We start from the raw sequence: 24,714 nt of genomic DNA on the forward strand, positions 1-24,714 counted from the left end.
TATCAGTAACAAGAAGGTTTATAAACGAAAAAACCCGCTATAAAGCGGGTTTTAAAAACGTAACGTTTAAGGTTAGAAGAACTTAACCTTAAACTCTACACCAACAAAGCGGCCTTCATTAACCATTGCTGTGTTGTTGTTGAAGTCGATTGCACCAATTGCTTGTTGCTCGTCAAATAAGTTACGTGCAAATACAGCAGCTTCATACTCATAGTCACCTTCTGACCATGCATAACCACTACGTAAACCCACTTCTGTTAATGACTTGCCTTCAAACTCAACTGACTCATATAAGAAGTAGTTGATTTCGCTACGGTAAGACACGTCAGCATAGGTGAAGAATTCACCGCCAGCGAGTTCTTTACTGTAACGTAGTGTAAGGTTTGAAATCCACTCAGGTGCATGTGGTAAGCTGTTTCCATCAATAAACGCTTTGCCATCAACAACCGGGTCGGTAATTGTTAAACTTGGACGCTGTGGAACCGCAATAGATACGTTTTTGTCTTTAAGTTCAGTGTTATTATAACTTAAGTTAAATGTTGCGTTTAACTCATCAGTTAACATCCACTCTGTGTCTAGCTCAAAACCATAACCAGTTGTTTTATCAGCATTAAGTAAGCGAGTTGTGTTCGCTGTACCACCAACAGCAGTTAACTGCTGGTCGTCCATATTAAAATAGAACACGGTCGCATTAACACGGCCACGGCCGTCTAATACATCTGATTTAACACCCATTTCATAAGATGTCACGGTTTCTGAATCCGCTTTGGTTACTTCGTCTGCAAAAGTAATACGGCCCTGAATACTAGGTGCACGGAATGTATTAGCAACACGCGCATATAGATTTACATCATCATTTAACTTGTAAGAAGCTGAAATATCCCAACTGATATGATCATCACTCGCATCTTCTGTACGCGTTATATCAGTTTGGCACTGCATTAAGTCGTTGTTACATTCGTTTAAATCAGCTGGTACAATTTTACGGACCGCAACAAAGTCTTTATCGTCATCTGAGTAGCGAAGGCCCGCTGTTAGCTTTAAATCGTCGGTTAAAGTGTAATCGACCGTACCAAATACAGCCCAAGCTTTAGTATCTTGCTGCTGATTAACATAGCCATTCAATGCACCACCAGCCAAAGTATTATAACCAAAGTTATCAATGCTTACTGACTCGTCGAAGTAGAATAAGCCCGTTTGATAGTTAAAATCACCGACAAAATTACTCGAGATACGAAGTTCTTGTGTGTATTGGTCATGCTTTGGTAAACCACTTTCACTTTCTGAAGGGAAAGGAATAATACCAGGACCTTGGTAGTCGCCTAAGAATGCTGCGCCATAGCCACCATCAATATCACCACGAGAGTTAACTTTTGCACTTTCCCAGCCTGTGATTGAAGTAATCGTATGGGCTTCAAGATCATACTCAAGTTTTAAGCTTACACCTTCAGCATCTACTCTTTGGAATTCACGTGCAGCGGCATCATGATAGACCACATCGTCTTTAAAGCCATCGACTAAGTCGTTTGAACCCGCTTTGATGGCATTCGCACGGAATGGAATTGGAGTACCTTCCATGTTACGAACGTGGTAATTAAGTAATGCTGAAAAATCGTCTTTTTCATACAAGAACTGTATACGAGCAGCTCTATCGGTATAGCCACCTAGTATGTCATCTTGTTCAAAACCTGGGGCGCGATTATCAATATAATCATCTTTATCTTGCCATAAAACAGAAACACGAGCTGATAAATTATCTGTCAGGCCACCACCAACAGCACCTCTAAAGTCAATCGCATTATTAGTACCGTAAGAAACTGAGCTAAACCCGTCAAACTCTTGACTTGGTTTTACTGTGTCAAACTTGACAAGACCGGCTGGCGTGTTGCGACCGAACAACGTACCTTGTGGACCACGAAGTACTTCTACACGTGCCACGTCAAATACAGGAAAGCCTTTTAAGATTGCGTTTTCTTGAACGACATCATCAACAACAAGCGATACCGGTTGTGAAGCATTTAAATCGAAGTCAGTGTTACCTAGACCACGAACATAAAAGCGAGGGAATGTACGACCATACGAAGATTCAATTGATAAGCTTGGAATTTTCGCATTCATAAAACGAATATCCATACCAGCTGAACTATAAGCATCAAGCTTATCACCCTGTAGAGCCGAAACAGCAACAGGTACTTCCTGTGCGTTCTCTACACGCTTACGCGCGGTGATTTGAATGACTTCTAATTGGTTGGTTTTTTCAGCAGTGGCTTCTTCTGCAATAGAAGAAAATGAAGTACCTGCTACTGCAGAGAACAACGTTGCATTAATTAGGGTTGCTAACGTAGATCTTTTCATTGCTTTCATGTCGGGTTTTAACCTTTTTAATGCACTCTTATTCAACGGTGATGATGTTGCGTCAATTCATTTGACGGGTTCGGCCAATTTTTCGCGCCTTGTAATAAGCTGCGCGGACCTCTTAATCGAGAGTGCAAAACGAGGTAAAGAGGCTGAACGAACGCTGACGATTATAACACTTCATAACGCTTTTACTGCATTAAAAATGATAAATAAACAAGTTTTTTACAACAGTTAGCGACAACATCGACACATTTAGAGGATTTTATGCAAATATTTTTTATTTTAGCGGACATATGTCCTGTTCAATTAAATACAAGAATGTGTATACATTATGCACAAATGATAACGACTGTCATTTAAGCGTTCATTGTCACTAATCGGTTACTCGCGCAAATTCTGGGTTAGCAAGCTCACAATGATGCTCGTTCAACAACCCCAAAATAGCCAAGTTCAACTCCTCAATTACTTCCATATAAAATGCAAAATCAACAGTCTCTACGTAGCTTAGTACATCAACTTGCAAAGCCCAAGGTGTAAAGCCTTTAAAGCGTACCCGACATGGCTCAAACGCTATGTGTTGATGTTTCTCTAATAACTCTCTCACTGCCTGCATGAAGCTTTCTAAGTTCTGCTTGGGTGTGTTTGCACTAAGCATCAGCTTTGGCCGATACGAAATACGCTCTCGCTCAGAAATATTTTCCAGTTGCATATCAACAAATTTAGCATTGGCCACATAGATAACAGAGCGGTCTAATGTACGAATACGCGTGGCTCTAAGCCCTATCTCTTCAATTGTTCCAAGGTGGCTGCCAAATTTACATAAGCTACCAATTTTGACCGGTGCCGAGATATATAAGGTGATTGCGCCTATAATATTTTCGACCGTTTTTTGTGCTGCAAGCGCAATTGCTAAGCCACCTATCCCTAAACCAGCCAATAACGTCGTCGCATTAAACCCCAAATTCTCAAACCACATAAACAGCACAATAATGACGATGCTGGTTTTAAGTACATTGCTTACAGGACGTAATAAAAACACTCCCTGTGGTTTATCTTGCATAATGAAGCGATTACTTAGCCTATGCTTGGCGATATCAACCGCTCTTAAGCATACCCATGCCCAAGCTATTAATAACACCGTTGCGCCATGAAATAGAGCCAGTACGGCAATGGTCACATTAGATTGATCACTTAACGATCGCGACATTAATACGGCCAGTAATAAACAAACAGGCCCGTTAATAAACCGTACGACATCTTTTTCGACTGGAACCTTTAAATGCGCAAGCACAAAGGTCACTATGCGCGTTAAAATGACTGCAACCACTAAAAATAACAAAAATGTGAATGCAAAATAAATCCACTGCCAGAGCATTACCCCTAAAAACTCGACATCAGGCAAGCGCTTATATAACCATTCACCCACTCGATTATATCCATACTCTTTCGTCAGTAAGGGAATTTGACTTACCGTTGCATTTGAAATTTTCCAAATACGGTTGCCTGTTTTTTCATCTGGCACGATTTGCAATAAAATTTGCACCTTGCCCTGTGATGTCGAGATCTCTCCCACTAAGTCACGATAACTCGGCACACTTTCATTTTGCTTTCCTTTTGGCTTATTACTTAAGCTATCAACATCAACCCATAAGGTTCGGTCGAGGACCACAGATAAGTTTTCGGCAAGTTGTGCCTTACCAATAGCTTCAACATCTTTCGGCAGGTTACGATAATCGAGGTAAAAACTGGCACGTTCAAAGTCACGGGCACGGGTTGCTTTTAAATAGCCTTGCATTGAACTTCGCGGGGTCATCCGAGAAAAGGCATCGAACGGTAATTCATCAGTCGGTTCAACTAACTTAGAATCAGGTTGTGAGGTAACGGCTTGTTGGGTTTGGTTCTCGGGTTTTGTTTCGGTGTGCTCTTCTTTATTGTCTTTATCGATAAGCGACTTAACGGTCACTTCGGGAGTTGTCGTTGCAGTCACAGGCTGCGAAAACAGTACCATGCAACACAGTAATAACCCAACTAGCTCTAGCGTAAACTTCTTAGCTATACTCTTCACACTTCTTTCCTTGTCCGAAAAACTTTAAACCATAGAAAAATTTATCTTTTTAAATTAGAGCATGCTTTCATTAACTGTACAAAAAATAATTAAATTTCTTTGCAAGCTGTATCTGAAATGTTAGTTATAGAGAGACTTAAGCAAAGGAAAATTATCATGCACATTTCAAATTCGCTGGTTCCACATTGGTCCTCCTTATTCATTCACGGTGTTATCGCTATTATTTTTGGTTTATGCGGCTGGCTTGCGCCTGAAGCATCCCTCGCCGTATTGATGTTTATTTTTGCTGCATACTTTTTTGTTGATGGCTCGATTAGAGCCTGGTTAGCGTTTGCTTCTAAAAAAGATAACCCGCTATGGTGGATGCTCCTCATAGGCGGTCTAATTTCTATTGCAGCAGCTTTAGTGACCTTATTTGCCCCCAATGTCACTGCGATTCTAATGCTTTATTTTATTGCAGCTTGGGCTATCGCTATTGGTGTCATTGAAATTGTCATTGCAAGTAAGCTACGTAAAGAAATAAGCAATGAATGGCTTTTGATTGGCAGTGGGGTTATCTCAATTGTTTTTGGTGGCTACCTTATGTTTAATCCGGGTGCCGGTATCATTACATTACTATGGCTCGTTGCTAGCTATGCGATTGTGTTTGGACTCATCATGGTGCTTCTGTCGTTTAAACTTAAAAAACTGCATGAGGCAACGTAAAAAAAGCGGCAAATGCCGCTTTTCTTATTGTTATTTTGAATGTGTTCTTTTCAAGGCTATCTGCCCATCAATATGAATATCGCGCTGTGGGAAAGCTATCGTTACATTATGCTCAGCAAAAATTTTATAAATGCTAAAGCGTAATTCACTGCGTACCTGACGAAGCGGGGCTTCAGACTCAGCACACACCCAAAATATTGCACTAAACGTGAGTGAACTGTCAGCAAAGTCATCGAACAATACTGACGAGGCTGGTTTTTTTAAAATAGCAGGATGCTCATCTAGCACTTGCTTAATCAGCCTTTCAACTAACACCACATCAGAGCCATATGCAACACCCACGTTTACCGATGAACGCGCATTACGGTCAATCAACGTCCAGTTAGTGACTGTGTTTTCGAGCAATTGACTATTTGGTACCAACATATGCACGCCATCATTGCGACGAATACGAGTTGAACGTGTATTAATTGTCTCAACCACGCCTTTTGCATCACCCACCTCTAAGAAGTCACCGATTCTAATCGGGCGTTCCCACATGAGTATCCAGCCACTAATAAAGTTGTTAATGATATTTTGTGCACCAAAACCGACGCCAATTGCTATCGCACCAGAGACAAATGCAAATGCCGTTAACGGAATATTCAGTACCTCAAGTGAAGTAAACACAAGCACTGCGATGGTAACAACAAGGTAAATACGCGTGAATAAATGAACTGTGTCTGGCCCTAGGTTTTTTGCCAACAGTGCTTTTTTAATTAATCGACCTATCCATGTGACCACAAACCACATTAAAAACAGCACCAAAGGTACTTGAATAACTTTTAGCACAGTGATTTGTACATCGTTATATGTAAACAAAACAAACGATAATGCAGATTGCAAATCAGCAAGGGTCATAAATGAACATTCCTAGTAAAAAGTCGTGTTTGATTCAGTTGTCACTAAGTTTAACACGGCATAATAGATGAAATCTTAGTAAATTCTAAGATCTTTATGCGCAAAAAGCGCTATTTATTAACTCTTTTAGACCATAAGTGCTATATACATAGTGAAAGCTTTTAATAGCATGAGGAGAGCACAATGTCACAAATGACACTTACACAAAAACTTGCAACATTACAGCCACTCGTTGACTTAAACCTTTTTGAATCAAGTCTAGAGTATCGCAACCGCATTTTGAACTTACTTGCCGAACAAGAACATTCATTAGCATTAATTAACAAAGAGTTCGGCAACGCCATGCCAGAAAATTTTGGTTCAGAGAAAAAGTTTGTCTTGGGTTACAACTAACTTATGGCACGCTTTAAAGCATCCATCAATATGGGACAGCGTATACCACTTTTTATCTAGCGAGCCATCACACTAATTGATGGCTTTTTTAGCGCCACCCACACCAAATCGACTAATTATTTCTAAAATACGAAAAATAAAAGATAAATATTATTATTTGGCATCAAAAATTTGATAGATTATAGAAAATTTATCCACATTATTGGAGCCATCATGCGTAAGACCCTAATAGCCACCACCGTTGCTAGTGTATTTTTATTATCAGCTTGTAGTCCAGAGCAAGCTAACACACAAAGTCAACCTATTGTTGAAACACAAAAAAAGAATACTGAGTCTATATTTTTCAAGCCGAGCCCTTTGCAATATATGGCTCCTGAGTTTGATAAAATATCAACAAACGACTACGAACCTGCATTTGAAGCAGGTATTGCCGAGCAAAAAACTGAAATCTTAAAGATTGCCAATAACCCAGAGCCTGCAACATTTGAAAATACACTCGTTGCAATGGAGTTATCAGGTGAGCTATTAGATCGCGTATCCGATGCCTTTTTTAACTTATCTGGATTAATTTCTGACAGCGAGTACCAACGCATTGACGCTAAAATGGCGCCAATTTTATCTGCTCATACCGACGATATTTATCTAAACCAAGCGCTCTTCAATCGTGTGCAAGCTATCTATGACAATGCAGAAAACCTCAGTGCTGAAGACAAACATTTAGTCGATTTTTATTTTAAAAAATTTATCAACGCGGGCGCTAAACTAAACGAAGCAGACAAAGTAAGAATGCGTGAAATCAACGCTGAACTTGCAAAACTTTCAACCGATTTTTCACAAAATCTCTTAAAATCGTTCAAAGAAGATGTAATTTTAGTCACAGATAAAACCGAACTTGCTGGTTTATCTGATGGTGAAATTGCAAGCCTTGCAGCCGCGGCTGACAAAGCGGGTAAAGAAGGTTATATGATCACACTGGTGAACACCACTCGCCAACCTATTTTACAAAGCCTTGAAAATCGTAAACTGCGTGAAAAAATTTGGACTACATCTGCAAATCGTGCGCAAGCAACAAACGGCCCTATCATTCTCAAGGAAACCAAATTGCGCGCTGAAAAAGCGGCATTACTTGGTTTCAAAGATTGGGCTTCTTATGTATTGACGATGCGAATGGCGAAAACGCCAGAAAATGTATACGGTATTTTAGATGACTTAGCACCAAAGGCAGTTGCTAAAGCCGAAGCGGAAGCGGAGCAAATTCAACAGGTAATCAATAAATCAGGTGAAACGTTTGCTCTACAACCTTGGGATTGGGCATTTTATGCAGAAAAAGTACGTCAAGAAAAGTACGACTTAGACCCAGCTTTAGTTAAGCCTTACTTTGAAATGCAATCAGTGATCCACGATGGCTTGTTCTTTGCCATGAATAAACTCTATGGTATCACCTTTAAAGAGCGTAAAGATTTGCCTGTATATCACGAAGACGTCATGGTGTTCGAAGTATTCAATGAAGATGGCAGTGCCATTGGCCTATTTTACATGGATCCATATGCACGTGAAGGCAAACGAGGGGGTGCATGGATGAGTGCCTATGTAGGTCAAAGTGGTTTAAAAGGCACCAAGCCTGTCATCTACAATGCGCAAAATATCCCCAAACCTGCAGAAGGCCAACCAACACTGATGACCTTCTCTGAGGTGACAACTTTATTTCATGAGTTTGGTCACGCTGCTCATGGTTTATTCTCTGACGTAAAATACCCAAGTTTAGCGGGGACAAAAACGTCTCGTGACTTTGTCGAATTCCCATCACAAGCAAACGAAGACTGGAATGTTGAGCCGACGGTACTTGCGAACTATGCCAAGCACTACAAAACAGGTGAGCCAATTCCAAAAGAGTTACTTGCAAAAGTACTTGAGTCACAAAAGTTCAACCAAGGCTTCGATACAACTGAGTATTTAGCTGCGGCACTCCTTGATATGGAATGGCACTCATTCGGTGTTGATGCCGATATCACAGACGTACAAAAGTTTGAACATGATGCGTTAGACAAACATGGTATTGCGTACTACCCCGTGCCGCCGCGCTATAAATCTTGCTACTTCAGCCACACTTTTGCCGGTGGTTACTCAGCAGGTTACTACGCTTATCTTTGGACTGAAGTATTCGCTGCAGATGCATTCACTCATATGACTGAAAAAGGCGGCTTAACCCGCAAAAACGGTGATCACTTCCGTAAAGAAATTTTATCTAAAGGTAATAGCCGCGACTTAATGCAAAGCTATATTGAGTTCCGTGGTCAAAAGCCAACAACCGACGCGTTATTAAAGCGTCGTGGCTTAGTTGAATAACCTCAATGTTGTTTAGAGTATGAGGGGCACCCCTCATACTTTTTAAGTATTAATTAATTTTTCACCCCGCTTTTACTCCTATTCACCTCAAAGCAATTGTCAGTTAACTCGTTTTTGCTAATCTCAAAGAAAAACATAAGTTCACACATGAAAAACGCTTTACTTTTAGGACTTTGCTCAGCTTTAGCTGCATGTTCATCAATCCCAGATGAGCACGCCGACATTGTTATCGATAACGCTCAGATCATTGATATGCACACTGGAGAAATCGCAGCAAACCAATCACTGGCTATTCGTGATGGCATTATCATACAACGCAGTAACCAGCCACTCAGTACCCAATATCAAAGTTCAACATTTATAGATGCAAAAGGTCAGTATGTCATGCCGGGTCTTTGGGATATGCATGTCCATTTTGGCGGTGGTGAAAAGCTCATAGAAGAAAACAAACAATTACTCCCCCTCTATTTAGCCCACGGCGTGACAACGGTGCGTGATGCTGCGGCTGATCTGAGTGAGTCAGTTCTCAGTTGGCGTGAACAAGTCAAACAAGGTCAGTTAGTCGGCCCAACTATTTTTACATCAGGCCCCAAACTTGAAGGAAAAGGCTCTATTTGGCCCGGCGACTTAGAAGTTGAGACGACTGAAGAAATGCACGCAGCAATGGATTTGCTAGACACCATGAATGTCGACTTTATCAAAATTACCGACAGTGCATTAACGCCTGAGCTTTATCTAAAGGCAGTAAAAGAGGTTAAAAAACGGGGTTACCAAATTTCAGGTCATATCCCGTTTTCGTTGTCTGTGACTGATGTCTCCAAGGCAGGTCTTGATGCCATCGAGCATATGACTTACATGCTAAAAGCAGCCGCCAAAAACGAAGCGAATATTTCAGCCAAAGTAGCCTCTAAAGAACTCACCTATCGCACCGCTCTGCCTATTATTACCGCTCAATTTGATGAATCTACAGCCAGAGAAAAGTTTACGGTACTCGCTAGCAACGACACAGCGGTTGTGCCTACTTTAATTGGTGGCAAGATCACCGCCTATCTCGATGAAGATAATCATCAGCAAGACGCTTTTTTAAATTACATTGGCAAGGGCTTAAAAGCGACCTACCAATGGCGTGTAGACAGAGCTAATAAAGATACCCCTGAACAAATCATTCAGCGAAAAGCTCGCTTCACAAAAACGGCACAATTGTTACCACTGGCACAACAAGCGGGTGTAAGCATTATTGCAGGCACCGATGCAGGCTTTTTAAATTCGTTTATCTATCCTGGGCTTTCTTTACATCAAGAGTTAGCAATCTTTACTGATTATGGTCTTACACCGTTGCAAACACTTCAATCAGCAACACTTGCAGGGCCTAAATTTTTAAATAAACAGAAACAGTATGGGGCACTTACCAAAGGTAAAGTGGCCGACATCATTTTGCTTTCACAAAATCCCCTAACAGATATTCGAAACACCAAAACGCTTAGCGGTGTGATCAGTCATAACACATTTTACGACCGTAATGCTTTGGATAGATTAAAACAGCAAGCAAAAGCGTTCGTGGCAAACCAACCCTAACCCCCCCATTGCCCATGGCTGCGTATTATTGTCATGGGCAATTTTAATTATTTGTTATCTCATATACACTGCCCCTTTTATAACAAAACTAAAACAACATGACTTACTTATTCGCTGTTACCCTTCTGTGGGCCTTTTCATTTAGTCTTATTGGCGTGTATTTAGCAGGGCAAGTAGATGCGTGGTTTAGTGTGTTAATGCGAATAGGCTTAGCAACGTGCGTGTTCTTACCCTTTTTACAATGGCGAAAAACCCCTAAAGCCTTAGCACTAAAGCTCATGGCAATAGGCGCGGTACAGCTTGGTGTCATGTACAGCTTTTATTACCATTCGTTTTTGTACCTTAGTGTGCCCGAGGTACTACTATTTACTGTTATGACGCCACTTTACATCACCCTGTTAAACGATTTGCTTGAAAAACGTTTTAATGCCAAATTTTTATTCGCCGCAATGCTGGCTATTTTGGGAGCCGTCGCTATACGTTACGAGGGCGTTGATGAGAACTACCTCATTGGTATGTTAATGGTTCAGGCTGCCAATATCTGTTTTGCTACCGGGCAAGTAACCTACAAACGTTTGATGCAAGATGAGCAGCTACCGCACTCTCGGGTATTTGCTTGGTTCTTTATTGGTGCCCTAATTGTTGCACTGATTTGTTACGGTTTGTTTGGCGATACCAGCAAGCTGCCCACCACAACGACACAATGGGGCGTACTCATTTACTTAGGCACGATTGCCTCTGGGCTTGGCTACTTTGCATGGAATAAAGGCGCAACTATTGTGAATGTTGGCGCGCTTGCAGTAATGAATAACCTACTGATCCCAGCAGGGATAATAGTTAACATTGTTATTTGGAATCGTGATGCCGATATCACCAAGCTTGCCATCGGCGCGGCGATTATCTTATTAGCACTTATTATAAATCAGAAACTTAATAAAACTGCCATGGAGTAATGATAAGCTAAACTCTATTCGATTAGAGGGATGCTGTTATGCGCGCATTTGTTTTATGTTGTTTAGTGTTCATTATTCAAGGCTGTAAGAATCTGCCTGTAGATCAGGTGGTACAAGTTGGCGCTAGGCCTTACTATTTAATCGACAATATGCCTGATGGGCCGTTAAAGCAGCAACTTGCTGCATGTGGCAATGGCCCTTTTTACAAAACTGATTTTGTCATTGGTCATCGCGGTGCCCCCATGCAGTTTCCTGAGCATAGTAAAGAGTCATATTTAGCCGCAGCAAGAATGGGGGCTGGCGTACTTGAATGTGACGTTGCCTTTACCAAAGATAAGCAACTCGTGTGTCGTCATTCACAATGTGATTTACACACCACTACCAACATTTTAGCTATTCCAGAACTCGCTGCAAAATGCAGCCAACCTTTTACCCCGGCCAAAGACGGCCAACCGGCTCAGGCTAAATGCTGCACTAGCGATATCACACAAACTGAGTTTTTAACGTTAAAAGCAAAAATGGATGGCGCCAATCCAAACGCAAAAACGGTTGCAGAGTATTTGCAAGGAACGCCAAACTGGCGCACTGATTTATATGCAAACAGTGGCACAGTAATGACCCACCAGCAAAGCATTGCGCTGTTTAAAGAACTCGGTGTGAAAATGACCCCTGAGCTAAAAAGCCCAGCAGTTAGCATGCCCTTTGATGGTTTTAGCCAGCAAGATTATGCGCAAAAAATGCTTGATGAATATCAGGCCTTAGGCGTGAATAGCCAAGATGTTTATCCGCAATCATTTAATCTTAACGATGTGAAGTATTGGCTAAACAATCACCCTGAATTTGCAAACAACAGTATTTACCTTGATGGCCGAGATGAGCAAGCACACTTTAATGCTATGGATGAAACAAGCTGGCAGCCATCAATGCAGGCTCTGTATGACGATGGAGTACGCATTATTGCACCGCCAATGTGGATGCTATTAAGTCTTGATCAGTCAGGTAAAATCGTGCCCTCGCTGTATGCTATTAAAGCTAAACAAGCCGGACTGAACATCATTACTTGGAGTTTAGAGCGCTCAGGCCCATTAAGTAATGGTGGTGGATATTATTACCAGTCGATTGCCCCTGTGATTAAACAAGATGGGCAAATGATGACTGTGATAGACGTCCTTGCTAAGCAAGTGGGAGTGATGGCTATTTTCTCTGATTGGCCTGCTACTCTTACCTATTACGCAAGCTGTATGCAGTACCCTGCCTCAAAGAATTAACTGAGCATCAATAAATTTCAAGGGCTTTTACTCGTCCAAAAGGTGGGGCTGAGGTATTATTGGTTAAACCGTTTTTAGAGGATTAACATGATTATTCAACACCATAGCCACGACATAGATACCCAAACAGGTCTGATGCGAACCAGCATTTACCGCCCAGCTGTCGAAGGCCAATTCCCATGTATTATTTTCTACTCTGAAATTTTTCAAGAAACAGCCCCCATTGCACGCTCTGCCGCTATGCTCGCAGGCCATGGTTTTATCGTGTTAGTGCCTGAGGTTTTTCATGAGTTAAACCCACTCGGCACGGTGCTTGCCTACGATGATGAAGGCAAAGATAAAGGCAATGCCGACAAATGGGCTAAACCACTTGAAAGCCAGGACACTGATACCACAGCCCTTATCGCATTTGCCCGCGCGCAAGCGTATTGCACAGGCTATGTGGGAGCGATGGGTGTATGTATTGGTGGTCACCTTGCTTATCGTGCCGCACTGAATCCTGATATCAAAGCCGCATTTTGTTTATATGCAACAGACATACACAGTGACACATTGCCCGCACAATCAGGCAATAACTCGTTTGAGCGCATGGCAGATATACAAGGAGAAATTCACTTTATTTGGGGCAAACAAGACCCACATGTACCAAAAGAAGGCCGCCTTAAAATTTACCAACAAGCCATTGCTACCGGAATTAATTACCAGTGGCAAGAAGTTAACGCACAACATGCATTTATGCGCGATGAGGGAGAGCGTTACGACCCAGCTCTCGCTTTAACTATGTACCAACAAGCTGTTGCATTGTTTAATCGTACTTTGCGTTAACCCTGTTTGCTTAAATACCCATCGTGGCAACTTGATTAGCAAAATAATCCTTTAAGTAATCAAGCAATACTCGCAATTTTTTGCTTCCCGCAGCCCCAGGCGGGAAGACACCATACAATTCAATATCAGCCGATTTATACTCATCCAGTACGGTACGTAAAAGCCCGGCTTTTACTTTTGGCCACGCGTCATAAACAGGGATTTTTGCAAGACCATGCCCCGCTTCAACAAATGCCGTGCGCGCTGCGGCATTATTAGTGCTAATCCCGCCTTTAAGGGGAACATCAAAGCGACGCTTATCTTTTTCTAGGCTCAGTGTGGCGCTACTTCGCTGATACACAACCCAAGTATGGTTCGCTAAATCATCTATGCTTTCGGGCACTGGGTGCTTGGCAAAATAACCAACAGAGCCACATATACACGTTTTCATTGTTGCCAGTTTAGTTGCTTGTAAACTTGAATCAGCAAGCGCAATACCTCGGATCGCTAAATCTATCCCCTCTTTAATAATGTCGACAACGTCATCGCTTAGTTGCAGATCAATATCGATTTTTGGATACAAGCGTTTAAATTGTGCAAGCGCAGGCACAATAAGCTGCAAACCAGCATTCACTGGGCAACTGAGCTTTATCACCCCGACAGGTTCATTTTTTAAGTTTTCTAGATGCAAATTAGCCGCTTGGGCATGTTCAGCAATTGCGTGACAACGCTCATAATAGACTTTACCCGCTTCTGTTAAGGTCATAGTACGCGTTGAGCGGTTTAATAAGGTAAGCTGTAATTGCTGCTCTAGTTTCTTTAAATGATAACTCACCACAGCGCGCGAAAGACCCAGTTGCTCGGCTGCCTTCGTTAAACTCCCCTGCTGCACAATATGTGCAAATACCACCATACTTTTTAACTGTTCAAACGATACATTCATGGCATTCTCCTAAAACCTCGCTCGATTGTATCAATAATTAAACCAATGAAGTCAATTTTATCTGCGTTGTTAAACTTAGCTTTAACCCCTATAGTGATATCAACGCTATTCATTAAACAATTAACGAGGATTAATTATGTCAGCGAAGAAAATCTTAATGGTACTTACTTCACACGATGAATTAGGTGACACGGGTCATAAAACAGGGTTTTGGGTAGAAGAATTTGCAGCCCCTTACTATGCCTTTATTGATGCAGGCGTCGACGTTACATTAGCATCTGTGAAAGGGGGGCAACCGCCTGTAGACCCAAATAGTGCCGCTCCTGATGCTGCAACAGAGGCAACTAAACGCTTTGAAGAAGACAGCGCCGCAAAAATCTTAATGGCAAACAGCAAACCGTTGAGCGAAATGAATGCCGATGAATTCGACGCTGTATTTTACCCAGGCGGCCATGGTCCGCTGTGGGATTTAGTTGATAACCAAGACTCTATTCGTTTAATTGAACAGTTTTTAAACTCTAATAAGCCTGTTGGTGCGGTATGCCATGCCAGTGCCGTCTTATTAAATGCCAAAAATGCCGAGGGTAAGTCGGTAGTGTTTGACAAAAAAGTGACGGGGTTCAGTAACTCTGAAGAAGAGGCTGTACAACTAACGAATGTTGTACCACTTCTTGTTGAAGATGAACTCATTAAACAAGGTGGTCAATACCAAAAAACCGATGACTGGGGCGTGCTGGCTATCGAAGATGGGTTATTGATCACCGGCCAAAACCCAGCAAGCTCAGAACTTGCAGCTAAAAAACTACTTACTAAACTTGGCTAAAAACACAGATAACAACCAGTAAACACCTTGCAAAACAAGGTGTTTACCTTCACTCTTAATACGTTATACTGATTCAGTCGAATTGATTTAAGAGCCTTCAACCATGACTGAAAAATCAGCTACTAAACTTCCCCCTATCAGCAGTAAACGGTTCGCTATTCTGGGCATAATGCTACTGTGTCTTGTACTACAAATTATCAATACACTGCCCGGTATAAACCTTAATGGCTTAGGTATCTTGCCTCGCCAACTATCGGGCCTTTCAGGCATATTTTTTGCCCCCTTTTTACACGGTGGCTGGGCACACCTTTTTAGTAATTTAGTGCCCTTTGCAATTCTCGCATGGTTAGTATGTCAATACAGTGTAAAACGCTTTTGGCTGGTATTTGTCAGTACTGCATTGCTTGGAGGATTGTTAGTGTGGATATTTGGCCGCAGCAATATACATGTGGGCTTAAGTGGCGTAATTTATGGCTTGTGGGGCTACTTAATTTGCTATGGTATTATGCATCGCTCATTCAAAGCGATTCTCATCAGTATTGCTGTCGTCATACTTTATAGTGGCTTAATTTGGGGTGTATTCCCCCAGCGTATTCATATCTCGTTCGAAAGCCACTTGTTCGGCGCTATTAGCGGTGCATTTATCGGTTATCTCTTTGCAAAGCGAGACAAACAGCATCTTCGATAATTTTAAGGAGTTATGAATTTAACTCCTTAATGCTAATGTAACCATTACCACACCATGGTCGGTGCTTTGATCATCGTAGGCAAATTGTGGATTGATTAAGTGCTGATCATAGGTGTGATAGTCGATGACTTCGTAGAAGCTACCTTGAAAGCCTGCATCAAATTCTCTGGAAAGCAAAATGTAATCAAACACCGAACTGCTGCTACCAAAGTAATGGGTTGCCTCTCTCTCATTGTCCGTTACAACATGGCGTTGATAAAGTTGCCAACTATCTTGCAGCGCATACTTGGCGGTAAACGCTTTGCTATGTCGACTAGCGGTGAATCGCAATGAGTCAGTGATTAAATGGTTAAGTACGCCATCATGCAGTTCATTATTAAAATCTCCCATCACAATAACAGGATTGTCTGTCTGTGATCTGCGATTGATAATTTCAATTAATAATAACGCCGCTTCACTGCCCCTTTGTATGCTTGATGCCCAGCGCCCTGCTACTTGGTCTTTTAGCTGCAAAAGCAGATTTTGCTCCTCGGTTTTGCTGTTATCTTCAACGCTATTAAGCAGGCTACGCTTTGATTTAAAATGCACAACATAACAATCGACATAACCAATATGTGGCACATCTATCGTGGCGCGAATAATCCGACGACTGTAACAAAACTCCCCGACAAGCCCCATTTGCTGTGCATAGTGAGGGTCGGGTTCAACCTCAGTTAAAGCCATAATTTTATAGCGAGAAGCAATTGCAACAACCGGGTCTCGATATATAAACTCATCGATAACGCTCGGCTCATCAACCACCGCAAAGTGCGCATAGCCTGCATCGTTCACTTGCTGTTTTAATGCATCAATACTAAACACTTCTTGAAAGCCAATAATATCCGGTTGCTGATTGTGAAGATAATCAGCCAACCAACGCTGCTTCTTAGCCCATTGCTCAGCACTATAAATACGCTGAAAATCATAAAACGCATCGGGGGGTGCTAAATAATTGTATAAATTAAATGTCGCTACCTTTAATTGATTAGTTGCTGTCACTGATTACCTTTTCGTGCAACCATTCGGTTGCAATTATTGCATCTTCAAAATACTTCACTTCACCCGTTGTGAACCAATTACCCACTTTGCTGGCTACTTTTTGCCACTTTTTATTACCCAGTACCGCAACACGACAAAATTCCTTGTTGTGTTTCAGCCCTAATTTAAAGTCATCCCAAGCCGCTTGTAATTCCCACCCTTCCAGTTCTGTAATATCTACATATGCTCTAATTTTTGCGCGAGGCACTGCTTTAAGTGCATTATCCACTAAAGGGGTGAGCGTTTCGTAATCAGCGTGGGTAAGCTTACCAACGACTTTAAAAGTTAGGTAAAAGGTACTACCAATGCGCTCTAAACCAATGGCCAAACCGTGTTTTTTCATCTCATGCTCCTTAACAGTCGTCGACTTCGGTATTAAATTACTTTAAATTTAATTACTTAGGTACTTATTACACTCAGTAATAATGCTATTTTCTAACTCTACTTCCCTTGACTAGGTTGATCAACTAGGATGGTAATCTCGTAACAACATTCATTAAAGCACAATTTAGGGAGTTTCAATGAGTAATACCGACAGTTATACGCCACCTAAAGTGTGGCAATGGGACGCTGAAAATGGGGGAGAATGGGCTAAAACAAACCGTCCTGTAGCGGGTGCAACCCATGAACAAGACTTACCTGTTGGTAAGCATGCTTTGCAGCTGTACTCACTTGCGACACCAAACGGTCAAAAAGTGACAATTATGCTCGAAGAGCTATTAGAGCTTGGTATCGACGACGCTGATTATGATGCGTTCTTAATTAAAATAGCGGATGGCGATCAATTCTCTTCTGGCTTTGTTAGTGTCAACCCGAATTCAAAAATTCCAGCCTTAATGGATCATAGCACCACGCCAGTTACCCGCGTATTTGAATCGGGCGCTATTTTACAGTATTTAGCAGAAAAGTTTGATGCGCTTATTCCCAGCGACCATACCAGTAAAACAGAGTGTCGTAATTGGTTATTTTGGCAAATGGGTTCAGCACCCTACTTAGGCGGTGGTTTTGGCCATTTTTACAGTTATGCACCGTTTAAAATGCAATACCCTATTGACCGTTTCACCATGGAAGTAAAGCGCCAGTTAGATGTATTAAATCGTCACTTAAGTGATCATGATTACATGGCTGGTAGCGAATACTCCATTGCCGATATTGCTATTTGGCCATGGTACGGCAGTTTGGTACTGGGTTATTTATACGATGCTGCTGAGTTTTTAGATGTTGAGTCATACAGCCATGTATTACGCTGGGCAAAACAAATTGAACGTCGCCCTGCAGTTAAACGAGGTCGCCGTGTAAATCGTACGTGGGGTGATGAAGCTGAGCAACTTGTAGAACGCCACAGTAAGAACGATTTTTAACAGTGGGGCTGCTATGCAGCCCTTTGCTACATAAATTCCTCTATCCGATTCAAAGATGAAAAAGCTCAGTAAAGAAGACATCTATCAAAGACTCAGCAATACCGAAGACGCTCGCGCCTGCAAGGCCATTGATGAGGCCGCGTGTAAGGTTGTGCCAGGTAACTTTATTACCCTTTTAGTGAGTCAACTTTTTAGTAAATTTGCCGATGCTCTGCTCAACCCAAAAGTAACCTTGCCTTGGTTATTACACAGCATTAATGTGCCCAGCAGCTTCATTGCGTGGCTAGTTCCTATTAGAGAGTCTGGCTCGATGTTGCCGCAACTTGCTATTGCCAACGTTATCCGCCAACTTAAAGTACGCAAGTGGGTGTGGGTTGTCGGCGCCATTGTGCAAGCATTATGCATTGTAGCAATGCTCATTACCGCATTAACCCTAACAGGAAGTAGTGCCGGGTATGCCATTCTCACTCTTTTAGTTGTGTTTAGCCTTGCTCGGGGCTTTAACTCTATCGCCGCTAAAGATGTACTTGGAAAAGTGATTCCCAAACAGCAACGTGGCAACATTAGTGGTCTTGCCGCCAGTTTTGCAGGCTTTGCGACACTTACGTTTGGTTTAGGCTTATGGTATTTACAAACGTTAGGCTACGAAAATGGTGTTTATGTTGCGTTGATGCTGGCAGCCCTCATGTGGATATTTGCTGCCCTGAGCTACAGTCGCATCAAAGAATATGAAGGGGCGACTGAAGGAGCTAAAAATGGTTTATTGCATGCGTTTAAGAAACTAAAGCTACTGTACGAAGATAAACAATTTGCCCACTTCATTGTTACGCGTGCTTTATTGCTTTGCTCTGCACTTAGCGCTCCTTTTTATATTGTTTTAGCCAGCGAACAAGCTTTTGATTTTTCTTTGCTTGCTACTTTTATGGCCCTTTCTGGGCTTGCAAGTCTCGTTTCAGCACCCATTTGGGGTAGGTTGAGTGACCTATCAAGTCGACGCGTTTTAATTTTTGCAGCCATGTTAGTCACTCTCAATGGCTTAGCCGTTTATTTAATCGCACACTTTAGCCCTGCAACCCTCCGTGAGTTTTGGCTTCTCCCGTTATGTTATTTTTTGCTCACTGTTGCTCATCAGGGAGTTCGTCTTGGTCGTAAAACGTACTTGGTAGATATGGCTGAAGGCAACAAACGAACCGATTATGTATCGGTAAGTAATACGGTGATCGGTCTTATATTATTGGCACTTGGGAGTGTTGGCTTATTAAATGCGTATTTAAGCACCGCAGAGCTGATTCTATTTTACAGTGTGCTGGGTATTGCTGGCGCTATCAGTGCTTGGTTTTTACCTGATGCCTAGACCCCGCCTCAAAAAAAACGCATAATCATGCCGTTTTTATTACATAAAAAGGATTTATCATGAAAAAGCTCTGCTTAGTACTTGCGGCTACACTTGTTTTATCAGCATGCAGTACAAGTGTACCTATTCGTAACTTCGACAGTAACCCTGTCCCACAAACCGCCAATAAAACACACACTGCTGACAGTGTTAAAACAAATATTCTCAAAGCATGTATGAAACTTGGCTGGACATGTCGCGCGAGCGAAGACGGTAAAATATTAGGAAAGCTTGATATTAGAAAGCACCAGCTGCGTGTTGATATTAACTACAACGCCACTGAGTACTCAATTGATTACAAAGACTCGATCAACTTAGATTATGATGGCGATAAAATTCACCGCCAATACATTAACTGGGTTTCAAACTTAGTCAGAAATATTGATGCAGAGTTAGCTTATTAATAAAAAGGCGACCTAAGTCGCCTTTTTTAGTCGCTTTTTAAATGTTCATCAAAGAAATCTAAAAACGCTTTTAATGTTGTAATACGATAAGGCTGATGTGACAGATAATGATCTCCCTCTTCGAGTTCAATATACGTGACATTTTTTCCTTCATCGCTCAGCTCATCTTCCATCTCACGGCTATGATAAACAGGCACAACGTTATCGTCTGAACCATGCACGAGCAAAACTGGACGGTTAATTTGCTTTGCAAAATTAACCGGTGAGTATTTTGCCAACTCATCGTCGTCGGTACCAAATTGCTTACGCACAATTTCTTTATTTGTAAAGTAACGCGCTTTACTCACAATGCGTTCTAAATCGGTGACACCCGCAAAACTCGCGGCACATGTAAATGTTTCAGGATGCTTAACAACAGCCATCAACGCGGCGTAACCACCATAACTTGCGCCGCCGATGCAAATTTTATCTTTATTAGCGATACCTTGTGAAACTAACCAAAGAGCGGCATCTTGCAAATCATCTTGCATTTTTTTACCAAACCCTTGCACTGCAGCCATTTCAAATTCATGACCATACCCACTTGAGCCTCTAAAATTCGGTTGTAAAACGGCATACCCATTGTATGCAAGTAAAGCAGTCCAATAATCAAAACCTGAGTAGTCACGCGCCATAGGTCCCCCATGAGGGAATATAATTGTTGGTAACGTATCCCCTTCTTTATAGCCCACGGGCAAGGTTAAGTACCCTTCAATCGTTAAACCATCACGTGCCTTATAACTAATTTTTTCTTTCCCTGAATAAACACTGTCATCAATGTCTGGGTACGCGCTGGCGAACACGGTGAGTTCATTGGTGTCACGGTTACCAAGCATATATGTTCCCGTGCTTCCATCACCTGTCAGGTAAAGTACATATTGGCGCTGGTTTTCACTGGTATCGATTATATCAATATCAAACTTATCAGCCGGTAATACCGCACGCAGTGATGTATACAGCTTATTTAAATCGTCATCCCAATAACGGATCCCTTCTTCAATATTTGAATGAGTAAACCCTGCAACTTCGCCCGTCAGAGGAGAGTAAAAAATCCCTCCATCAAAGTCGTAATTATCATCACTAAAAACGAGCTCTTGCTTTTTCGTGGTTAAATCCATTTTAAATAATGCGTCATAGCCATTTTGAATGGCTTTAAAATAGATAATATTGGGGTCTTTATCAAAGCCTAATATTGTCACACTCTCTTGGCTAAATGCTTTAAATTTGAATAATGAGCGGCGGTCTAATGAATCTTCGTCATACAGGAAATATTCAAATTCATCTTCATCCATTTTTCGAGCAATACGCACATTACCTTGACGGTCAGCTATCCAATCGGTCACTTTGCTGCGCTCGCGTTGAACTCTTTTCTTTCTTAGCGTGTTAAGATCGAGCTCATAGACTCCTGGTGTATTTGCTATTTCAAAGTCGCCTTGAATCAAGATTTTATCTTTTTTGTCAGGTAAAAAACTTATAACTTGATCAGCAAACTGGGGTTGGCGTTCATCACGTCCATAGTTAGGCTTAATGGCAAGCTTTGCTTTGCCTTTATCATTAATATTGTACGCATAAAGGCGAGTAGATGAATATTTAGGGCCGCCAATTTGACGTTGTATATAGCGTGCACCGAGAAGTAATACCTCATCGTTTGCCCACGTATACCAATCAAAGAAAATCGTATGATTATCAGCGCGAATAATGGGAACGGCTTCTTGTGTTTTGCGGTTGTACACCATTAACACCAGCTCACCTTTTATATTACGAATAAAGGATAAGTGCGTGCCACTTGGTGACAATTTAACCTGGCTGGTAGCTCTTAATGAAGCAAATGATTCAACAGACAGTGACGGCTTTTCTTCTGCGCGAGCAGTCAAGCACAGTACTACAAAAATACTTAGCATTAAGTATTTCATATAAAAGTCCTTTTTTTAAAATTGTTAAATGAGCATAACATTAAGCATTTAAAAAGTGCGAACAGAAATTATAGCAGCGTTGCAACCGTTCTATTAAAGCGAACGTATCACTCAATTTTTACCATTATTATTTCATTCATACCCTCATTATAATCGTTACATCAATTCAGTTTCTTAGGTGACATGATGAAAAAAGTACTTGTGTTAAATTCATCTTTAAATGGTGAACAAGGTAATTCGACTAAACTTAGCCAGCTATTTGTTGAGCAACTATCAAGCAAACAACAAATTGCTGTCACCACTCGCGATTTAAGCAACGATGCTATTGCTCACTTAACGCAAACAGAAATGGCAGCATGGATGACTGACGCTAACGAACGTAGCGACGAGCAAAAAGCACTGGCGGCTATCTCTGACGAGTTAATTGCAGAACTTACTGATAACGAATTAATTGTTATTGGTATGCCTATGTATAACTTTGGTATTCCATCAACATTCAAAGCATGGATTGACCGTATCGCACGCGCTGGTATTACGTTTAAATACACAGAGCAAGGCGCTGTCGGTTTGCTTGAAAACAAAAAAGTCGTTGTACTCGCTGCTCGTGGCGGTATATACCAAGGCACTGACATGGATACACAAACTAAATACTTAAAAGATGTACTTGGTTTTGTGGGTATCTCAGATATTAACTTTATCTATGCCGAAGGCTTAGCAATGCCGGGGGCAGAGCAAAGCTTGCAAGCTGCAGAGCAACAAATTAGTTCATTTACAGATAACCTGTAAAAAATGGAGCGGCCACGATGACAGTGGCCGCTTTTACTTTTAGATACTCGCCATTCAATCGTACACCTCGCCATAATCAACTATTTCTCTCCTTGAATAATCATATCTGCGTTCTCATACGTATCAATCACGTGTTCAAGCAATTAACTATCAAGCTATGCCCACTGCAGGGAAACAAAAAATCAATATAGTATGGTTTAAACGTGATTTACGGCTTTCTGATCATGCACCACTCGCACAGGCCGCCGATTCACCTTTACCCTGTTTGCTTATCTATAATTTTGAGCCAATTTTGTTAGATGATCCTCATTATAGCCACCGTCACTGGCGATTTGTTTATCAGTCATTATGTGATCTCAATGCACAGCTAAAAAAACAACAAGCCGAAATTGCAATTTACAATCAAGACATGATCTCCTTGCTTGAATCTTTATCTAATGAGTTTGATATTAAGGCCATATACAGTCATCAAGAAATTGGCTTACTCAATACCTTTGAACGTGATAAAGCAGTGCATAAATGGCTCAAAGAAAAAGCTATTGTTTGGCATGAAACGCCCTTAGGTGCAGTCGTAAGGGCACGACCAGCGCAATTTGATTGGCAGCAGCATTGGCAAACCGTGATGCAGCAACCTTTAATCACGCCTAACTGGCATTCTTTTAATGCTATTTTACCTTCGGGCTACAGTGCTTGCGAGCATGTAAAACAGTATCAAACAAATGATGAGCAGTTTCAGCACGGAGGACCCCACGCAGCCAGAGCCGTATTAAAAAGCTTTATAGAGACAAGAGCTCAGAGCTATCAACAAGGTATTTCGAGCCCATCAAAAAGCAAAGAGTCGTGCTCACGTCTTTCACCCTATTTAGCATGGGGAAACTTAAGCCTTCGTCAAGTGTATCAAACTCTCAGATACTACTTACCCAAACGCCCTTCGAGTTGGCGCCGTTCGCTGCATGCATTCGAATCACGATTGCATTGGCACTGTCATTTTATGCAAAAGTTTGAAACTCAATGCGGCATGGAGTTCGCACCGCAAAATCCTGCGTATCAACACTACCCCTATCGAAATGACGACAAGGTTAGCGAGCACCTATCACGGTTTGAACACGGCAACACAGGCATCCCGCTTATTGACGCCTGTATGCGATGTCTTGCAGCTACAGGCTATATTAACTTTAGAATGCGGGCGATGTTAGTCAGCTTTATGACCCATCATTTAAATATTCACTGGCATTGTGTCAGTCTTATATTGTCGCGCTACTTTTTAGATTTTGAGCCCGGGATTCACTATCCTCAAATACAAATGCAAGCCTCTGTCACTGGCACTAATACGATTCGACTGTACAACCCCATAAAACAATCCGAAGATAAAGACGCAGACGGCATATTTATTAAAACATGGTGCCCAGAGCTTAGTAATTTACCCATCGAGTATATCCACCAGCCATGGCAACAGCCACCAATGGAAGCGTTATTTAATAATTTTAAATTGGGTGAAGATTACCCTGAGCCCATGGTTGATTTAACGCAAGCAGCAAAGGAAGCCCGCGAAAGGTTGTGGGCGTTTAGAGAGCGTGATGATGTAAAACATGGTGCCAGAGCGGTACTCAAAAAGCACATCCTCAGTTTACAAAGGCAACACAATGGCACATAAAAAAGTGAACTTACCGACAAAAATATGCCCTGTATGCCAGCGCCCTTTTGCATGGCGTAAAAAATGGCAACGAGACTGGCAACACGTTAAATACTGCTCAGAACGTTGTAAATACACTAAAAACAAAGCGGAATAAAACAATTTAAAAGGAGGCTTAAAGCTCACAAAGCAAACAGTTATCCTGTTATACTCACGGTGTGCGCACACTACAGCACAACCAACGTGTTACTCATAGCACGTTAAAATCCTGATTTATCACTGCTTAA

22 protein-coding genes are annotated in these 24,714 nt (G+C 41.7%); 15 read left to right on the forward strand and 7 right to left on the reverse strand.

Annotated features, from left to right (window positions below):
• Nucleotides 1–72: 72 nt before the first annotated feature.
• Together BWD47_RS07760 and BWD47_RS07770 are read right to left on the reverse strand one after the other, a co-directional pair.
• Entirely contained in the window at nucleotides 73–2,364 is a 2,292-nt protein-coding gene (locus BWD47_RS07760) for a TonB-dependent receptor (RefSeq protein ID WP_036966926.1), read from the reverse strand.
• A gap of 367 nt (nucleotides 2,365–2,731) precedes the next feature.
• Nucleotides 2,732–4,423, reverse strand: coding sequence for a mechanosensitive ion channel family protein (locus tag BWD47_RS07770; protein WP_244887004.1), 1,692 nt, complete (start codon nucleotides 4,421–4,423; stop codon nucleotides 2,732–2,734).
• Between the two features lie 156 nt (nucleotides 4,424–4,579).
• Between BWD47_RS07770 and BWD47_RS07775 the strand changes: the two genes are divergently transcribed.
• Nucleotides 4,580–5,128, forward strand: coding sequence for an HdeD family acid-resistance protein (locus BWD47_RS07775; protein WP_036966921.1), 549 nt, complete (start codon nucleotides 4,580–4,582; stop codon nucleotides 5,126–5,128).
• Between the two features lie 30 nt (nucleotides 5,129–5,158).
• Here BWD47_RS07775 and BWD47_RS07780 read toward each other — a convergent pair whose 3' ends face one another.
• The gene (locus tag BWD47_RS07780) at nucleotides 5,159–6,028 is read right to left on the reverse strand and encodes a mechanosensitive ion channel family protein (protein ID WP_036966919.1); all 870 of its coding nucleotides are present in this window, start codon (nucleotides 6,026–6,028) and stop codon (nucleotides 5,159–5,161) included.
• Between the two features lie 183 nt (nucleotides 6,029–6,211).
• Here BWD47_RS07780 and BWD47_RS07785 point away from each other — a divergent pair, with 183 nt between their 5' ends.
• The 6 genes from BWD47_RS07785 to BWD47_RS07810 all read left to right on the forward strand — a co-directional run bounded on the left by BWD47_RS07785 (nucleotide 6,212) and on the right by BWD47_RS07810 (nucleotide 13,388).
• Nucleotides 6,212–6,421 (forward strand): hypothetical protein, encoded by a 210-nt coding sequence (locus BWD47_RS07785; protein WP_036966917.1) that lies wholly within the window; start codon nucleotides 6,212–6,214, stop codon nucleotides 6,419–6,421.
• A gap of 213 nt (nucleotides 6,422–6,634) precedes the next feature.
• Nucleotides 6,635–8,767, forward strand: a complete 2,133-nt coding sequence (locus BWD47_RS07790) for a M3 family metallopeptidase (protein WP_075593752.1) — start codon at nucleotides 6,635–6,637, stop codon at nucleotides 8,765–8,767.
• Nucleotides 8,768–8,914: 147 nt separating this feature from the next.
• Nucleotides 8,915–10,342, forward strand: a complete 1,428-nt coding sequence (locus BWD47_RS07795; protein WP_065978575.1) for an amidohydrolase family protein — start codon at nucleotides 8,915–8,917, stop codon at nucleotides 10,340–10,342.
• A gap of 98 nt (nucleotides 10,343–10,440) precedes the next feature.
• Nucleotides 10,441–11,295, forward strand: a complete 855-nt coding sequence (locus BWD47_RS07800; protein ID WP_065978576.1) for a carboxylate/amino acid/amine transporter — start codon at nucleotides 10,441–10,443, stop codon at nucleotides 11,293–11,295.
• A 38-nt stretch (nucleotides 11,296–11,333) separates the two neighbouring features.
• Nucleotides 11,334–12,563: a glycerophosphodiester phosphodiesterase family protein gene (locus tag BWD47_RS07805; protein WP_075593753.1), complete on the forward strand. Its 1,230-nt coding sequence runs from the start codon at nucleotides 11,334–11,336 to the stop codon at nucleotides 12,561–12,563.
• An 87-nt stretch (nucleotides 12,564–12,650) separates the two neighbouring features.
• Nucleotides 12,651–13,388 carry a dienelactone hydrolase family protein gene (locus tag BWD47_RS07810; protein ID WP_065978578.1) on the forward strand — a complete coding sequence of 246 codons (738 nt, stop codon included), beginning with the start codon at nucleotides 12,651–12,653 and terminating at the stop codon, nucleotides 13,386–13,388.
• Between the two features lie 10 nt (nucleotides 13,389–13,398).
• Here the strand turns inward: BWD47_RS07810 and BWD47_RS07815 are convergent, their stop codons facing one another.
• Nucleotides 13,399–14,310, reverse strand: coding sequence for a LysR family transcriptional regulator (locus BWD47_RS07815; RefSeq protein ID WP_065978579.1), 912 nt, complete (start codon nucleotides 14,308–14,310; stop codon nucleotides 13,399–13,401).
• 136 nt (nucleotides 14,311–14,446) lie between these two features.
• Between BWD47_RS07815 and BWD47_RS07820 the strand changes: the two genes are divergently transcribed.
• A complete protein-coding gene (locus tag BWD47_RS07820; RefSeq protein ID WP_075593754.1) occupies nucleotides 14,447–15,133 on the forward strand; it encodes a type 1 glutamine amidotransferase domain-containing protein in 687 nt (228 codons plus the stop codon).
• Nucleotides 15,134–15,236: 103 nt separating this feature from the next.
• Nucleotides 15,237–15,821, forward strand: coding sequence for a rhomboid family intramembrane serine protease (locus BWD47_RS07825; RefSeq protein WP_065978581.1), 585 nt, complete (start codon nucleotides 15,237–15,239; stop codon nucleotides 15,819–15,821).
• 18 nt (nucleotides 15,822–15,839) lie between these two features.
• On the opposite strand, the gene BWD47_RS07830 is transcribed toward BWD47_RS07825, so the two are convergent.
• Nucleotides 15,840–16,859, reverse strand: coding sequence for an endonuclease/exonuclease/phosphatase family protein (locus BWD47_RS07830; RefSeq protein WP_036966891.1), 1,020 nt, complete (start codon nucleotides 16,857–16,859; stop codon nucleotides 15,840–15,842).
• A complete protein-coding gene (locus BWD47_RS07835) occupies nucleotides 16,846–17,241 on the reverse strand; it encodes an STAS/SEC14 domain-containing protein (RefSeq protein WP_036966888.1) in 396 nt (131 codons plus the stop codon). Before BWD47_RS07835 ends, BWD47_RS07830 begins: the two co-directional genes overlap by 14 nt.
• 178 nt (nucleotides 17,242–17,419) lie before the next feature.
• Between BWD47_RS07835 and yghU the strand changes: the two genes are divergently transcribed.
• Genes yghU through BWD47_RS07850 form a run of 3 tightly spaced genes read left to right on the forward strand, consistent with a single transcriptional unit; the run spans nucleotide 17,420 to nucleotide 20,056 of the window.
• A complete protein-coding gene (yghU, locus tag BWD47_RS07840; protein ID WP_036966885.1) occupies nucleotides 17,420–18,259 on the forward strand; it encodes a glutathione-dependent disulfide-bond oxidoreductase in 840 nt (279 codons plus the stop codon).
• A 55-nt stretch (nucleotides 18,260–18,314) separates the two neighbouring features.
• Nucleotides 18,315–19,613: an MFS transporter gene (locus tag BWD47_RS07845; protein WP_036966882.1), complete on the forward strand. Its 1,299-nt coding sequence runs from the start codon at nucleotides 18,315–18,317 to the stop codon at nucleotides 19,611–19,613.
• A 59-nt stretch (nucleotides 19,614–19,672) separates the two neighbouring features.
• Nucleotides 19,673–20,056, forward strand: a complete 384-nt coding sequence (locus BWD47_RS07850; RefSeq protein ID WP_036966879.1) for a hypothetical protein — start codon at nucleotides 19,673–19,675, stop codon at nucleotides 20,054–20,056.
• A 26-nt stretch (nucleotides 20,057–20,082) separates the two neighbouring features.
• On the opposite strand, the gene BWD47_RS07855 is transcribed toward BWD47_RS07850, so the two are convergent.
• On the reverse strand, nucleotides 20,083–22,008 hold the full coding sequence (locus BWD47_RS07855) for a S9 family peptidase (RefSeq protein WP_075593755.1): 1,926 nt from the start codon (nucleotides 22,006–22,008) through the stop codon (nucleotides 20,083–20,085).
• A 186-nt stretch (nucleotides 22,009–22,194) separates the two neighbouring features.
• Between BWD47_RS07855 and BWD47_RS07860 the strand changes: the two genes are divergently transcribed.
• From BWD47_RS07860 to BWD47_RS07870, 3 genes are all read left to right on the forward strand, one after another.
• Nucleotides 22,195–22,794: an FMN-dependent NADH-azoreductase gene (locus BWD47_RS07860; RefSeq protein WP_036966872.1), complete on the forward strand. Its 600-nt coding sequence runs from the start codon at nucleotides 22,195–22,197 to the stop codon at nucleotides 22,792–22,794.
• Nucleotides 22,795–22,951: 157 nt separating this feature from the next.
• Nucleotides 22,952–24,448 carry a cryptochrome/deoxyribodipyrimidine photo-lyase family protein gene (locus tag BWD47_RS07865; RefSeq protein ID WP_075593756.1) on the forward strand — a complete coding sequence of 499 codons (1,497 nt, stop codon included), beginning with the start codon at nucleotides 22,952–22,954 and terminating at the stop codon, nucleotides 24,446–24,448.
• Nucleotides 24,438–24,584 (forward strand): DUF2256 domain-containing protein, encoded by a 147-nt coding sequence (locus BWD47_RS07870; protein WP_074988977.1) that lies wholly within the window; start codon nucleotides 24,438–24,440, stop codon nucleotides 24,582–24,584. The genes BWD47_RS07865 and BWD47_RS07870 overlap by 11 nt, the downstream gene beginning before the upstream one ends.
• Nucleotides 24,585–24,714 lie beyond the last annotated feature (130 nt).

This window comes from Pseudoalteromonas sp. PAB 2.2 (genome assembly GCF_001938575.1).
GTDB classification, from domain to species: Bacteria; Pseudomonadota; Gammaproteobacteria; order Enterobacterales; family Alteromonadaceae; genus Pseudoalteromonas; species Pseudoalteromonas lipolytica.